This is a genomic window from Candidatus Palauibacter sp. (assembly GCF_965208055.1).
Taxonomy (GTDB): Bacteria; Gemmatimonadota; Gemmatimonadetes; order Palauibacterales; family Palauibacteraceae; genus Palauibacter.
Genome location: NZ_CBDBNY010000004.1, coordinates 3,551,180 through 3,565,630, shown reverse-complemented (window position 1 = coordinate 3,565,630; position 14,451 = coordinate 3,551,180). Strand labels below are relative to the sequence as shown.

The following is a 14,451-nucleotide window of genomic DNA, read 5'->3' as shown; positions in this document are numbered from 1 at the left end:
GAGGGTTCAGACGTCGAGATTGCGTACGTAGCGGGCGTTTCGCTCGATGAAGTCGCGGCGCGGCTCGACGTTCTCGCCCATGAGGGTGTCGAACAGCCGGTCGGCTTCCGCGGCCTCGTCGATCCTCACCTGGAGCAGCGTGCGCTTCTCCGGGTTCATCGTGGTCTGCCACAGCTGATCGGCGTTCATCTCGCCCAGCCCCTTGTACCGCTGGAGCGAGGGACTCCCCTTGCCGTTGTCGAGTCTCGCCTGCGCGGCGACGCGCTCCGACTCGTCGTAGCAGTAGTACTCCGTCTTCCCCTTCCATACGCGATACAGCGGCGGCTGCGCGATGTAGATGTACCCGGCGTTGATGAGTTGCCTCATCTGACGGAAGAAGAAGGTCAGGAGCAGTGTCCGGATGTGGGCGCCGTCCACGTCGGCGTCCGTCATGATCACGACCTTCCGATACCGTGCCTGCGCCAGATCGAACTCCTCTCCGATCCCGGTCCCGATCGCCGTGATCATGGCGCGGATCTCCTCGTTGGAGAGGATCCGGTCGATCCGCGCCTTCTCCACGTTGAGGATCTTCCCGCGCAGGGGGAGGATGGCCTGGTAATTGCGGTCGCGCCCCATCTTCGCGCTCCCGCCCGCGCTGTCTCCCTCCACCAGGTAGAGTTCCGCGATCTCCGGGTCCGTGATCGAGCAGTCCGCCAGCTTGCCGGGCAGGATGCCGGTCTCCAGCGCGGACTTCTTGCGCGTCAGATCCCGCGCCTTGCGCGCCGCTTCCCGCGCCCGCGACGCCTGGAGCGCCTTCTCGATGACCTTACGGGACGGGCTCGGGTTCTCCTCCATCCACGTTCCGAGGTTCTCGTTGACCAGGCTCTCGACGATCCCGCGCACCTCGCTGTTCCCCAGCTTGGTCTTGGTCTGCCCCTCGAACTGCGGCTCCATGACCTTCACGGAGAGCACGGCCACGAGTCCCTCGCGCACATCGTCGCCGCTCAGCGCGGGGTCGGCCTTCTTGAGGATATTGTTCCGCTGCGCGTAGCTGTTGATCGTGCGGGTGAGGGCGCCCTTGAACCCGGAGAGGTGAGTCCCTCCCTCGTGCGTATTGATGTTGTTGACGAAGGTGAACGTGTTCTCGCTGTAGGCGTCCGTGTACTGCATCGCGAGTTCGATTTCCGTGTCTTCCTGGGCGCCCGACACGAAGATCACGTCGGAATGCAGCGGCTGCTTGTTCCCCAGCAGGTACTCGACGAACTGGGCGATGCCGCCCTCGAAGTGGAAGTCGCGCCGCAGTCCTTCCTTCCGCTCGTCGATGATCGCGATCCGAACGCCCCGGTTCAGATACGCGAGTTCGCGGAGGCGGTTGGCGAGCGTCTCGAAGCTGTATTCGAGATCTTGGCCCAGCCCGGTGAAGATGTCCGGGTCCGGCCGGAAGGTGACCGTCGTCCCTGTTTCCTTCGTCTTCCGCCCCTTCGCGAGCTTGCTTCGGCTGACCCCGCGCTCGTAGCGCTGCGTCCACTTGTGGCCGTCGCGGCGGACCTCGACCCGCAGCCACTCGGAGAGCGCGTTCACGACGGAAACGCCCACGCCGTGCAGTCCGCCGGACACCTTGTAGCTCGACTTGTCGAATTTTCCGCCCGCGTGGAGCGTCGTGAGGGCGAGTTCGACCCCCGGCACCTTCTCGGTCGGGTGAAGGTCCACGGGGATGCCGCGCCCGTCGTCCACGACCCGAATCGACTGGTCCGTCCCGATCGTGACCTCGATCCCCGAGCAATGTCCCGCCATCGCCTCGTCGATCGAGTTGTCCACGACTTCGTAGACGAGATGATGCAACCCTCGCCCGGAGGTGGACCCGATGTACATGCCCGGACGCTTCCGCACCGCCTCCAGCCCCTTGAGGACGTGAATCTGCCGCGCGGTATATTCCGAGTTGCCGTCTCTGTTATCCGCATCTGCCACGGGCTTCCCGCCCGCCGTCGACTTCGCCATCAACCCCTCCCCTTCTCCGTTCGGCCGGGGCGCGCCGCGGCCGGCGACGATTCCCCGGACTGCACGAACACGATCCGTTCGATCCGGCCGCGGGTGCGATCCCTGTTCAGGCGGCTCAGCAACTTTCGCCTCATCATGTTCAGTTCCGTCATCCAGGCCGCACCGGCCACTTCGATGAACACCGTCCCGCCCCTGATCCCGCCAACTTTCGTGACGCGCCCGATGTGCGGCCCCACGACCCGCTCCCACCGCGCCGCCGTGGCGCTGCGCTCCACTCGCTCGCGGATCCCCATGCGATCGAGCAGCTCCGCCAGCACGCCCCCGATGGGCTCGGGATGCCGTTCGGCCGCTTTCGCGTCCCTGCGGCGCGCCTCTCCGCGAGGCACCGCCCGGAAGGCCGTGCCGCTCATGCGATGAGCCGTCCGTTGCGCAGACGCCAGCGCGCGAGCTTTCCGCCCATCAGCCCCACGTCACCGGGCTTGGGCGCGGTGATAATCACCTGCCCTCCCCGTTCGGACTCGAAGAGGCGAAACAGCCGGTCCGAGCGCCCCTCGTCGAGTTCCGCGAACACGTCGTCGAGGAGGTACAGCGGCTCGCGGCCGAGCCGTTCCCTGAGCCGGTCCGCTTCGAGCAGGCGCAGGGCGAGCGCGGCCGTGCGCTGCTGTCCGCTCGACCCGTAGCTCCGGAGGTCGCGAGGGCCTTCCGGCGCCCCGACCTCGAACCTGATCTCGTCGCGGTGCGGGCCCACTACGGTCATGCCCTGGCGACGCTCACGTTCCCCGGTCCTCTCCAGCGCGCGTCGAAAACGGTCCTGCCACGAGCCGGCGGCCTCCGAACCATCCGCCCCATCGTTCGATGCGATCGAGGCCGAATACCGAAGCGCCGCACTGTCTCCTCCCGAGATCCGCGCGTAGAAGTCGGCGTATCGCTCCGCCCCCTCCACCACCCACGTCGCCCGCCTTTCCGTGAGGACTCCACCCGCCTCGATCAGCCCCTCCGTCCACGCTTCCGTCTCGTCGTTCGACCAGCCGCGCCGAAGCGCCTCGTTCCGTTGCGACAGAAGACCCCGGTAGCGCTGCAGCGCCGGGAGGTAGCCCGGCACGCCCACCGAGAGCGCGACATCGAGGAAGCGACGCCGCAGCGACGGCCCTCCACGCACGATCTCGGCGTCGTCGAGACGAAACGCCGCGACCCCCACCGAACCGATCCCGGCCGAAACCCGCTCCACTTCGAGCGCGTCGACCTCGACCTTCTTGATCCGTTGCGACCGGTCGTAGGCTGCCGCCACGGACATCCCCCCCTCAACCTCGCCTTCCACCCGAAACACCGTCTCTCCGAACCGCACGAGCGCGCGATCCCGCACGCCTCGAAAGGACCGAAAAACCTCGAGGTAGTAGATCGCCTCGAGGAGGTTCGTCTTGCCCGATCCGTTGGGCCCGATGATCGCGACGCCGGCCTCGGGGAACTCGCACTCGAGTCGTTCGAAGTTGCGGTAGTCGCGAAGGATCAGGCGCCTGAGGAAAGGCGCGGAAGACGCCTCAGGCTGGCGGATAGACGGTGCCTCCGGTGTCTTCGTCACAAGCCCTCAAAATACGGCGAAAACCCTTGTATCGCAAGGAAATTTGCCCGTTGTCGACCTGGTCCGGAAAGCGCCGCCGAGCGGTTGCCCGGGAGCCTCCGGACAGGCAGCTTCGAGATGTCCATGACACGCTTCGGCCGCAGCGGCGCACGCCGCCCGATCGCGCGAAACAGAACCCTGCGAGGGGCGGTCGCCTGCCTCGGAGTCGCGTGGTTCGTGTTTCCGGTCCACGTCGCCGCTCAGGCGCGGTCGGTCGAAGCGCCTCCGGATTCGCAGACGCCGGGCGCGAGCCGGGTCTGGCCGGATATCGCCCTCGGGGCGGGCGTCCTCGGCGGCGCCTTCCTCCTCGACGACAACATCCGCACTCTTGCGCTGGACCAGCAGGGAACGTTGGGGCGCGATCTGGCCGACGCCGGCCACGCGTACGGCGACTGGAAGCGGACGGCGCCCTTTCTCGCCGGGGGCGGAATCCTGCTCGGCGTCGCGCTGGACGGCGAACAGGGAGTCCGGCGGGCGACATCGGCCTTCTTCGGCGTCTTCGCCGGCTCGATGTCGAACACCATCCTCAACTGGACGTTGGGACGAAGCCGCCCAAGAGATGAGCGGGGCGTTCTGCACTTCGACCCCTTCCGGAGCAATGCCTCCCTGGGGTCCGGCCACACGGCTTATGCCTTCGCGATCGCCGCCGCCGTCGATGAGGTCACCGACGGCGGGTGGGCCATCCCCTTCTACGCGGCGGCGGCGGGTACGGGACTCGCCCGGATCTACGGAGACCGGCACTGGCTGTCCGATGTGGTGGTCGGAGGCTTCATCGGCTGGTGGGTGGGCGGCCGCGCGACCGAAGCGGCTGCTGGCTGGCTCCGAGTCGAACCCTCTTCGGTCTCGTCCAGGCGGTCTTCGCCCGCCCGCGCCCGGATCCGGCCGCTGATTGCCGGGGACGCGCTGGGCATACAGATGCGCTTCCGGGAGTAGCCCCGAGGCGCCGGCATCTCGCGCGCCCTACCTTGGATCGCGGTCGGTTGCCGCGCCGCGCTGCGCCGCGGACCCGGGAAGCGCGTACAGCTAAGGAGCAAAGTATGGTGCACGTGCCAAGCATCTGGCTACCGATCCTCCTGGCCGCGGGACTCGCGTTCGTCGGGAGTTCCGTCATCCACATGCTCCTCGGCTACCACCGGAAGGACTTCCGGAAGGCGCCCGACGAGGACGGAATGATGGACGCGCTGCGGGGGATCCCCGCCGGGGACTACTCCTTCCCGCATCCCACCGGCAAGGACGCCCTCAAGGACGAGGCCTTCCGCGAGAAGGCGGCGCGCGGGCCGACCGGATTCATGACCGTGTTGCCGGCCGGGGACCCGTTCAACATGGGCCCCCAGCTCGCGCAGTGGTTCGTCTACTGTCTCGCGGTGAGCGCCTTCACGGGTTACGTGACCGGCCTCACGCTCGGCCCGGGAACCGGCTACATGGAGGTCTTCCGCATGTCCTCCACGGTCGCCTTCGGCGGGTACGGGCTCGCCCACCTTCAACGTTCGATCTGGTATTCCCAGTCGTGGGGGACGACCGGCCGCAACGTGCTCGACAGCCTCGTTTACGGACTGCTGACCGGCGGCGCGTTCGGCTGGCTCTGGCCGACCTGATCCGGCCTACAGCACGAAACTCGACACTACCGGTTCGTCTCCGGTGTAGTCGTAGAAGCCCTTCCCCGTCTTCCGGCCGTGGTAACCGGCCAGATACATGCGGCGCAGGAGGGGGGGAGAGGCGAAGCGCGCCTCCTTGTACTCGTCGTACATGATTCCCGTGATGTGGTACAGCGTGTCGAGCCCCACGAAATCGCCCAGCGTGAAGGGGCCCATCGGATATCCGCAGCCCAGGCGCAGTCCCTGGTCGATGTCGGGGATCGACGCGACCCCGGCCTCGTACGCGCGGATCGCGTCGAGCATGTAGGGCACGAGCAGCCGGTTCACCACGAAGCCGGTGTTGTCGCCGCAGGCGATCGGGCTCTTGCCGAGCGATTCGGCGAAGGCGAAGGCGGCGTCGAACGTGTCATCGGCGGTCTGTCCGCAGCGGACGACCTCCACCAGGGGCATGACGGGAACGGGGCTGAAGAAATGGAGACCGACGAAACGCTCCGGGCGATCGGTCTCCGCGGCGAGTTCGGTGATGGACAGGCTCGACGTGTTGGAGGCGAAGATCGTCTCCCCGCCACACCGCCCGCCGAGTTCGCCGAACAGCGCCTGTTTCGCCCCGAGGTTCTCGGTGATCGCCTCGATGATGAGGTCGCACTCCGCCAGGTCCGCCAGCTCGAGCGTCGGGTGAAGACGGGCCACCGTCGCGTCCCGGTCGGCCGAGCCGAGCTTCTTCTTATGCACGGCGCGATCGAGGTTCTTTCGGATTCCGGCCATCCCCCGGTCGAGGAACCCCTGCTCCACGTCCCGCACGATCGTCTCATAACCGGCCGCCGCGCTGACCTGCGCGATCCCGCCCCCCATCAGTCCCGCTCCGACCACCCCGACCTTCCGAATCTCAGTCAATGTCCACTCCCTCTATGTCTGCAGTTGTCCCTCAGCGCAGCAGTTTACGGTGCCACGGTTCCTCCGCGCTGCGAAGATTCTCTCCGCGCTCGAGTCGGTCGAGCAGACCCTGAAGCGCAAGTTCCATCCGTTGCCTGACCTTCCGCATGTCGGCCCGCGCGGAAACCGTCGCGATGGCCGTGAAGCCGGAGAAGATGGCCAGTCCTCCCAGGAGCGGCAGGACACCGCCCCCCGTCGCCATGAACAGGCCGAAGCCGCCCGCCGCTCCGCCCAACCCCATTCCCGCGAACCAGCCACCGAGCCGTTCCGCCCTCATGTTACCGACGTCCGCCGTCAGCGTGACAAGCGACCACCCGCTCTCCAGGGCTTCCACGCCGACCTGGAGGTTGCGCGCCTTCGCGAGCGTGTACCGTCGGCCGCCGACATCCATCGCGCGGCGCATCTGGCTGACAAGGCCGGTTCCCGGCTCCCAGAGCGATCCGCCGGGCCGCGAGCGTACCTGTCGGAGAAGCTCCTCTTCGCGAAGGTACGACTCGAGATTCGCTTCCACATCCGTCGGACTTCCGGGGACCACCCGGCTCGTGCTCACGATCGCGGGACCGACGATCCGGCGCGCAAGCCCTTCGTCGGGAGGCGCGTCGGGGATGAGGGAGGCGGCCTCCACCTCGGCCAGCGCCTGCCGGACGTACCGCTCCTCGAGCCCGACTTCCGCTCCGATCTCGACGACTTCGCCGGCCCCCAGTTCGCCGCCGATCGAGGTGGAACTGCGGAACTGGAGATCCGACGCCCGCCGGATCACACGTTCGAGTTGCTCCTGCGTGACGGTGGCGGGGAGGGACGAACGGCGTTCGGGAGGACCGGGCTCGCCCGAACCGCCGTGACCGCCGTCAGCCGGCGGCATCGCGCTCCCTCGTCACCGCCTCCGGCTCGTCCGCGGCCTCCGACACGCCGTCCGCCGCTTCCGCGCGGGGCAGCTGCGGTGCGCCTTCCGATCCTTCGAGCACGCGTTCGTCGACCGGAGCCGGGGCGGCCGCCTCGGCGTCGGCGGCCGACGACAGGTTCCTGAACAGGCCGGCCATGGACCCCAGATCCACCGGAAGCGGAAAGAGCGTCGTCGAATTGTTCTCCGCCGCGATCTCCGTCGCCGTCTGCAGGAAACGCAGTTGCAGCGAAGCCGGATACTCGCTCAACTGGCGCGCCGCGGCGCGCAGGTCGGACGCCGCCTGCAGCTCGCCCTGCGCGTTGATCACCTTGGCGCGGCGCTCGCGCTCCGCCTCGGCCTGCCGCGCGATCGCCCGTTTCATCTCGCCGGGCAGATCCACGTCCTTCACTTCGACGCCCGTGACGTCGATCCCCCACGCGTCCGTGCCCTGGTCGATGATGTCGCGCAGGATCTGGTTGAACTTCTCCCGTTCCGCGAGGACTTCGTCGAGTTCCGCCTGCCCGATGACCGAGCGCAGCGTCGTCTGGGCGAGCTGCGACGTGGCGAAGAGAAAGTCCTCGATCTCGAGGATGGCCCGTCTCGGGTTCGCGACCCGGAAATAGAGGACCGCGTTGACCTTTACGGACACGTTGTCCCGCGTGATGACATCCTGCGGCGGGATGTCCATGGCGATGATCCGCAGGCTCACCCGCTCCATGCGCTCGACCCCGAACGGGACGAGGAAGATGAGCCCGGGCCCACGGCTCGGACGCACGCGGCCGAGCCGGAAGACGACGGCCCGTTCGTATTCCTTCAGGATGCGGAGACTCGTAGCCAGCGCGAGCGCGCCCGCCCCGGCGAGGATGAAGAACAGAGGATCCATGGTTCGCTCCCTCCGACTGCTCGTGAGGTCCGACCCGGCGACCCGTCGGCAGCCCGTGCTAGTGTGGTGTCGCAGAAATCCCACGGCCATTCGAGCGCCGATGCATCCGCCCCTGCGGCGTTGCTCCTCCTCGCAATAGCTCTGCTATTCCTCGTCGGAGCGCCTTGCAGTACTCGGCGCCTCGACGCTCTCGGTGGCTCGCGGACTTCCGCGACACCACACTAGTCGACCTCCACGATCACGGCCGCGCCCTGTCCGCCACCGATGCAGGCTGCTCCGAGCCCGAGTCCGCCGCCCCGCCGCCGTAGTTCATGGAGAAGATGGCCCGTGATCCGCGCCCCCGTCATGCCGAGCGGGTGGCTCAGCGCGATCGCCCCGCCGTCCACATTGACCTTGTCGCGGTCGAGACCGAGTTCGCGCTCGACCGCCAGGTACTGCGGAGCGAAGGCCTCGTTCACTTCGACGAGATCGATGTCGTCGAGGGTGAGGCCGGCTTTCTCGAGGGCGGCGCGCGAGGCGGGGGCGGGTCCGATGCCCATGATGTGGGGCGGCACGCCCGCCACGGCGTAGGACACGAGGCGGCCGACCGGCTCAAGGCCGTGCGCGGCGGCATAGTCCCTGCCCGCCAGCACGAGCGCGGCCGCCCCATCCCCGATCCCGCTCGCGTTGCCGGCGGTGACGAGGCCATCCTGCTTGAAGTACGGCCGGAGCTTGGCGAGCCCGTCGACCGTCGAATCGGGACGGAGGTGCTCATCGCGCTCGAAGGACGCTTCCCTTCCCTTCCTTCCCACCATCATCGGGACGACCTCGTCCTCGTAGCGGCCGCCTTCCCAGGCCTCGGCCGCCAGGCGCTGGCTGCGCACCGCGACCTCGTCGGCCTCCGAGCGCGAGATACCGTATTCCTCCGCGAGATTCTCCGCCGTCTGGGCCATCGAGAAGCCGCAGTAGGGATCCGTGAGGGCCTCCCACAGCGAATCCTCGAACTTGGGCGCCGGGCCCAGCCGCAGACCCCAGCGGGCGCCGCGCACGATATGCGGCGCCTGGCTCATGGACTCGGCTCCGCCCACGAGGCAGACGTCGCTTTCTCCGAGTTCGATCTCCTGCGAGCCATCGATCACGGCCTGAAAGCCCGAGCCGCACAGGCGGTTCACGGTGACGGCCGGGGTTTCGACCGGCAACCCCGCCCGCAGTCCCACATGCCGCGCGAGATAGATCGCGTCGGCCGACGTCTGCATCACGTTCCCCATCACCACGTGCCCGAAGTCGCCGGGCGCGGCGCCCGAGCGCTCGATGGCCGCTTCCGAGGCGACGACGCCCAGATCCACCGCCGAGTAGTCCTTCAGGCTGCCGCCGAACGCGCCCATGGCCGTACGGGCCGCGGAGAGAAACACCGTCCCGTTTCCGTTGCTGTCACTCATTTTCGCGGAGTCCTTCCATCGCTTGCCGGTCATCCGACCGGATCCATGTCATGTATGAAGCGGCTGCGCCGACACCGCCCGCTGGCCGCGCGGGGGGCAGGCGACCGGTCCGCACGTGAAACGTAGCGTGACGTATCAGGCTGCGCCCACCCGTTCCGCGAGCCAGCTTCCGACCTCCGACGTGGTCGCGCTTCCTCCGAGGTCCGGCGTCCGCACTCCGGAGACAAGCGCCGCATCCACGGCCGCCTCGACCGCCCCGGCCGCGTCATCCGCCCCGTGATCCCGCAGGAGGAGCGCGGCGCTGAGCACCGCGGCCATCGGATTCGCCCGTCCCGTCCCGACGATGTCGGGCGCGCTGCCATGCACGGGCTCGTACAGTCCATGCACGCCCGGGTTCACGTTGGCGGAGGGCGCGAGCCCCGGTCCCCCCACGATTTCGGCCCCCAGGTCCGAGAGAATGTCGCCGAGCAGGTTGGAGGTGACGATCACGCCGAACCGCTCCGGCGTCCGGACCATCTCCATGGCGAGCGCGTCCACATACCGCATCTCCGACTCCACGCCCGGATATCCGGAGGCAACCTCCGCGAACACGCGGCGCCAGAGCCCGAACATGTGCGGCACCGCGTTCGCCTTGTCCGCGAGCGTGACGCGCAGCCCCCGGGGAGCGGCGTGCTCGAACGCCCGCCGCACGATCCGCTCGACCCCGAAGCGGCTCGCGAACGCCTCCGACACCGCGACCTCGTCCGGCGTGCCCTCATGCTCGACTCGCCCGACGCCCACATACAGGCCCTCCGTATTCTCCCGGAAGATCTCGAAGTCCATGGGCGCCGAGTCCGCCGATCTCAGCGGCGACAGTTCCGGCGCGCGCAGCCGAAGCGGGCGGCGATTGAGAAACAGATCCAGCCGCACCCGCAATCCGAGGAGGAGGTCGCGCGCGTGACGTCCGTCGGGCACGCGCGGGTCGCCCACGGCGCCGAAGAGGATCGCGTCGAAGTCATCCCTCAGAGACTCGAAGGTCCGCGCCGACAGCGTCTCGCCCGTGGCGAGGTAGTGATCCGCGCCGTGCGGGAAGTGCGTGAGTTCAAGGTCGGAGAGGCCCTTCGCGACCACCGCCTGAAGCACGCGACACGCTTCGCGGGTGACTTCGGGTCCGATCCCGTCGCCGCCGATGACGGCGATGCGCAGCGGGGCCTTCACGTCGGCTCGACGACTAGCGTTCGATTTCGAGCGCGCCGACCCGCGCCGAGTCCTCCAGGAAGGCGCGCGCCGTCTGCCAGGACACGGCGATGCCCGTCAGCGCCTGGAGCCGCATCGCCTCGTTGCGCATGAAGTCCGCCAGCGAGACGCCGGGCTCCTCGGATCCATTGCGCATGGCCCGCACGATCCCATCCCAGTCTCCTTCGTACACCACGCCGTTTGGGGCCCGCACGCGGTGTACCTCCACCGCCGGCGCGTCGGGCGGACGACCGAACAGGTCGAGCTGGCCCGTGCCCGGTCCGGCCGTCAATCCGTTCGCCCGGGCTTCGACCTCGGCCAGCAGGCGGTCCTCCGGACTCGGTTCCGGCGCCAGTTCCTCCAGCGCCAGCAGGTAGGGCTGCAACTCCTCGGCGTCCGCGGGGAGGTCTTGGAGTCGCCGCTTGAGGTCGACGACCCGCCACGCGACGATCGGGTCCGCCAGATCCGTCACCGGAATCGTCGCGAGCTGCGTGAGCGCCCCGCGAAAATCGCCGCGTTCGTAGAGCACGTTGCCGTAGAGGGCGCGGGCTTCCGCGAAGCGAGGATCCAGCCGCACCGCCTCGCGGCTCCAGAACAGCGCCCCTTCGGTGTCGCCGTCCCGGTAGAAGGTGAAGGCAAGATCCAGCGCCGCATCGGGGCTCTCGCGGTCGGCCGCGAGGGCGAGCCGAAAATACCGTTCCGCCCGGCGCAGGAGACCCTCGCGCAGCAGGCTGCGTCCCACGCAGAGCATGAGTTCCACGTCCTGATCGTACCCCATGGCGATGAGGCCTTCGAAGATCTGGAAGGCCGCCGCGCGGTCCCCCAGCTTCAGCAGGACGTCTCCGAGGCCGGCCAGCGCTTCTTCGTGTTCCGGATCGAGCCTGAGGACCCCGGCGAAGGCGGCGCGCGCCCAGGCATACTCCTCTCGGGCCAGACGCGTATAGCCGAGTGAGACGAGGAGTTCCGCCGAGTCGGGATAACGGGTGAGGGCCTCCTTGAGGAGGCCAAGCGCCTGATCGAAGTCGCCGGCTTCGTACAGCCGTTGCGCTTCGGCATCGAACTGCTCGTAGTTCCAGGGGTCGGAGAGGTTCAAGTCCGGAACCTCAAGTCAACAACCTTTCCGACCATGTTCGGCAAGCCAGAGCGGAGCCTTTCGTTGAAGGACGCTTCCCCAACTTCGGGCGCGATGCCCACGCCAGCAAGTTCGGAGCCGCCGGGGGGATCGGATGCGTTCACGATTCGAGCGCTTCGCACAACCTCACTACCGTCTCATCGTCCACACCGTGCAGGGTGAGCCGTGTGATTCGCCGTTCGATCAGCTCCGCGACCTCCAACCGCGCATCTCCCAGCGGGACCCGGTCGCCCGGCTCCGGGATTCGGCCCAGCGTGCCGATCACGTAGCCTGCCACGGTGTCGTACTCCTCGTCTTCCTCCAGGTCATCGAGGTCCAGGCCCGAGAGCAGATCCGCGAACGAGACACCTCCATCGAGTCCGACCGACCCATCGGGGCCGACCTCCAGCCCCGCCTCCGCCTCGTCGTGCTCGTCGTAGATTTCGCCGACGATCTCCTCGAGGAGATCCTCCAGCGTGGCGATGCCGTCCGTGCCGCCGAACTCGTCGACCACGACGGCCATATGCGTCTTCCGAGCCCGCATTTCCGCCAACAGGTCGTCGACCGCCTTCGATTCGGGGACGAAGAGCGCCTCGCGCATCACGTCCCGCGCCACGAGTCCCGTTGGACGCGCTGCGAGGATTTCCGTGAGCAGATCCTTCACGACGATGATGCCGACGATGTCGTCCAGCGAATCTTCCGTGACCGGGAGACGCGAATACCCGGACTCCGCCGCGACCTCCAGGATGACCTTGGCCGGATCCCCGGCCCCTACGGCGACGATGTCCGGCCGGGGCGTCATTACCTCCCGGACCACGGTATGCGTGAGATCGAACACGCCTTCGATCATCGCCTGCTCGTCCTTCTCCACCACTCCTTCGCGCAGGCTCTGTCGGACGAGCACCTCGATCTCGTCCGGACTGTGGGCATGTTCGACGCCGTGCGTATCGCCAATGGGGGCGCGGATCAGCCGCAGGAACAGCCGGGCCGAGCCGTCGAGCAGCCAGATCGCCGGCGTCGCCACGCGGTTGAAGGCAAGGAGAGGACCGGCGAGGTAACGACTCACCGTCTCCGGACGCAGGAGCGCGACGGTCTTCGGAGCGAGTTCGCCGAGTACGATGTGGAGGTAGGTGATGAGGATGAAGGCGACGACGATGGCCGTCGTGTGGAGTGCCGCCGGCCCCGCGGCGAAGCCCAGCGCGCCGAACAGAGGCTCGATCGTCCGGGCGACCGCCGGCTCGCCGATCCAGCCCAGGCCGAGCGACGCGAGGGTGATCCCAAGCTGGGTACCCGAGATGGCGCGGTCGAGATTGCCCTGCGCCCTGCGGACAACCCGGGCCAGACGGTCGCCGCCATCGGCCAGTTCGTCTATGCGGGTGCGTCGCGCGCTGACGAGCGCAAACTCCGCCGCGACGAAGAAGGCGTTCGCCGCTACGAGCGCGAGGACCGCGCCGAGCCTCAGAACGAGTCCGAGGTCCATTCGGCGGTCCGACTAACGGATGGTGTGGCTCCCGGTCTGTCCGGGGGCGGGGGTTCGTTCAGCTACGTTACCTCGCCGGTGGTCCTGGATCGGGCTGCTAGTGGGCTTCCTGCTTTGACTGCCGGGCCGCGCCTCCGTGCGGGATCGCCGGGGCACAGTACCGCTCGCCGATGGTGCGCAGGACGGACAGCTCACCCGGCGTCAACTCCGGATATCGCTCTCCGAGGTACTGGATCGTATCGTCGAACCACTCTTGCCGCTGCTCTTCTTCCGCATCGAGTACGCCACAGCGGCGGATGTGGCTGAACAACTCGTCGCGCGCCCGGTCGGTTGAATTCGGCACATGATTTCCTTTGCTCAAGGCACCTCCTGGTGGTCGTCGTCTCTGTACAGGCTTCAAGACTAACCTAGGACGCACCACGGCAAAAAGGGAGTACCGCACCGCAACGGCGATCTCTCCGCCCGCCCGGGTCCGGATGTCAGCGACCGGTCTCCGCCTCGTTCTGCTCGAAGCCGCGAAGATACATGTCGACTCCGCCGATCTTCATGCGGCTCCTGATCTGCACGATGAGGCGACGATCATCGTCCGAGATGAAGACCTCGGCCTGCCCCTCCTCTCCGAACAGGCCATCGGTCTGAATGGTCGGACGCAGGACGATCGTGTCGAATGTCCCCGCCGGCACGCGCACGCGCTCGCGGCGGAGAACCTCGACGACGACGGGATTGCCGTCCTCCTCGAAGTAGCGGTCGAACTCGTACGTCCGGCCGACCTCCAGCGGAAGAGTCCGGATCAGGTAGAGGTAGGAGATCTCGTCGAGCGCGCCCGGGGGCATTGGAAGATCCCGCTGCCGGCGGTGCGGAAGATAGGCCTCCGCCTCCTCGTTCCAGTCCTGTCTCGTGGCGGCGAGAGCCTCGTGATCCAGCTCCCAGCGACGCTGCCTGCGGTATCCCCCCTGCCGCAGGTTCTCCTCGAAGCGAAGCGACCGGTAGGGATCGGGGGCAAGCCAACTCACCGTGCGGTCATCCATCCTGTAGAAGGGGACGCCCCCCTTCATCTCCATCGAGAGTCGGTAGGCCGGCGTGCCGCGGATCGTATCCTGCGCTTCGACCCGGAGGTGCATGCGCCCGAAGTTCACGGGCCCGAACAGCACGGCGTACTCGGAGGTCTCCCCGATCTCGAACGGCCAGCTCTCGGAGAAGACGTCATCGGCCACCTCGCCCGCGCTACCCTGCCCGGCGAGGTCGGATGTACCCTGAATCGAAGCGGCCAGGAGCGCCAGGAGCGCCAGGCACGCCAAGCGCGCCAAGGCGCCGCGGCGCAGGTTTCGTCTCCGCATG

13 protein-coding genes and 1 pseudogene are annotated in these 14,451 nt (G+C 67.9%); 2 read left to right on the top strand and 12 right to left on the bottom strand.

Annotated elements, in window-relative coordinates; translation table 11 throughout:
- Window positions 1-6 precede the first annotated feature (6 nt).
- The 3 genes from gyrB to recF are packed head-to-tail and all read right to left on the bottom strand — an operon-like array spanning window position 7 to window position 3,556.
- Window positions 7-1,977: a DNA topoisomerase (ATP-hydrolyzing) subunit B gene (gene gyrB / locus ACOGXI_RS15640; RefSeq protein ID WP_419939743.1), complete on the bottom strand. Its 1,971-nt coding sequence runs from the start codon at window positions 1,975-1,977 to the stop codon at window positions 7-9.
- Window positions 1,977-2,387, bottom strand: a complete 411-nt coding sequence (locus ACOGXI_RS15635) for a DUF721 domain-containing protein (protein WP_419939742.1) — start codon at window positions 2,385-2,387, stop codon at window positions 1,977-1,979. Before ACOGXI_RS15635 ends, gyrB begins: the two co-directional genes overlap by 1 nt.
- On the bottom strand, window positions 2,384-3,556 hold the full coding sequence (gene recF / locus ACOGXI_RS15630) for a DNA replication/repair protein RecF (protein WP_419939741.1): 1,173 nt from the start codon (window positions 3,554-3,556) through the stop codon (window positions 2,384-2,386). Before recF ends, ACOGXI_RS15635 begins: the two co-directional genes overlap by 4 nt.
- Window positions 3,557-3,679: 123 nt before the next feature.
- On the opposite strand from recF, the gene ACOGXI_RS15625 reads away from it, so the two are divergent.
- Together ACOGXI_RS15625 and ACOGXI_RS15620 are read left to right on the top strand one after the other, a co-directional pair.
- Entirely contained in the window at window positions 3,680-4,528 is an 849-nt protein-coding gene (locus tag ACOGXI_RS15625; protein ID WP_419939740.1) for a phosphatase PAP2 family protein, read from the top strand.
- A gap of 104 nt (window positions 4,529-4,632) precedes the next feature.
- Window positions 4,633-5,190, top strand: a complete 558-nt coding sequence (locus tag ACOGXI_RS15620) for a hypothetical protein (protein ID WP_419939739.1) — start codon at window positions 4,633-4,635, stop codon at window positions 5,188-5,190.
- A 6-nt stretch (window positions 5,191-5,196) separates the two neighbouring features.
- Here the strand turns inward: ACOGXI_RS15620 and ACOGXI_RS15615 are convergent, their stop codons facing one another.
- The 9 genes and pseudogenes from ACOGXI_RS15615 to ACOGXI_RS15575 all read right to left on the bottom strand — a co-directional run bounded on the left by ACOGXI_RS15615 (window position 5,197) and on the right by ACOGXI_RS15575 (window position 14,450).
- Window positions 5,197-6,084, bottom strand: coding sequence for a 3-hydroxyacyl-CoA dehydrogenase family protein (locus tag ACOGXI_RS15615; RefSeq protein WP_419939738.1), 888 nt, complete (start codon window positions 6,082-6,084; stop codon window positions 5,197-5,199).
- Window positions 6,085-6,115: 31 nt separating this feature from the next.
- On the bottom strand, window positions 6,116-6,985 hold the full coding sequence (locus ACOGXI_RS15610) for a hypothetical protein (RefSeq protein ID WP_419939737.1): 870 nt from the start codon (window positions 6,983-6,985) through the stop codon (window positions 6,116-6,118).
- A 184-nt stretch (window positions 6,986-7,169) separates the two neighbouring features.
- A pseudogene (locus tag ACOGXI_RS15605) lies at window positions 7,170-7,889 on the bottom strand (slipin family protein); the annotation flags it as partial.
- Between the two features lie 221 nt (window positions 7,890-8,110).
- The gene (locus ACOGXI_RS15600; RefSeq protein WP_419939736.1) at window positions 8,111-9,307 is read right to left on the bottom strand and encodes an acetyl-CoA C-acetyltransferase; all 1,197 of its coding nucleotides are present in this window, start codon (window positions 9,305-9,307) and stop codon (window positions 8,111-8,113) included.
- A 135-nt stretch (window positions 9,308-9,442) separates the two neighbouring features.
- On the bottom strand, window positions 9,443-10,504 hold the full coding sequence (locus ACOGXI_RS15595; protein ID WP_419939735.1) for an isocitrate/isopropylmalate dehydrogenase family protein: 1,062 nt from the start codon (window positions 10,502-10,504) through the stop codon (window positions 9,443-9,445).
- A gap of 13 nt (window positions 10,505-10,517) precedes the next feature.
- Window positions 10,518-11,615: a tetratricopeptide repeat protein gene (locus ACOGXI_RS15590; RefSeq protein WP_419939734.1), complete on the bottom strand. Its 1,098-nt coding sequence runs from the start codon at window positions 11,613-11,615 to the stop codon at window positions 10,518-10,520.
- Window positions 11,616-11,754: 139 nt separating this feature from the next.
- Entirely contained in the window at window positions 11,755-13,113 is a 1,359-nt protein-coding gene (locus tag ACOGXI_RS15585) for a hemolysin family protein (RefSeq protein ID WP_419939733.1), read from the bottom strand.
- 97 nt (window positions 13,114-13,210) lie between these two features.
- Window positions 13,211-13,474 (bottom strand): hypothetical protein, encoded by a 264-nt coding sequence (locus ACOGXI_RS15580; protein WP_419939732.1) that lies wholly within the window; start codon window positions 13,472-13,474, stop codon window positions 13,211-13,213.
- Between the two features lie 118 nt (window positions 13,475-13,592).
- Window positions 13,593-14,450, bottom strand: coding sequence for a DUF3108 domain-containing protein (locus ACOGXI_RS15575; protein WP_419939731.1), 858 nt, complete (start codon window positions 14,448-14,450; stop codon window positions 13,593-13,595).
- Between the last annotated feature and the right edge of the window lies 1 nt (window position 14,451).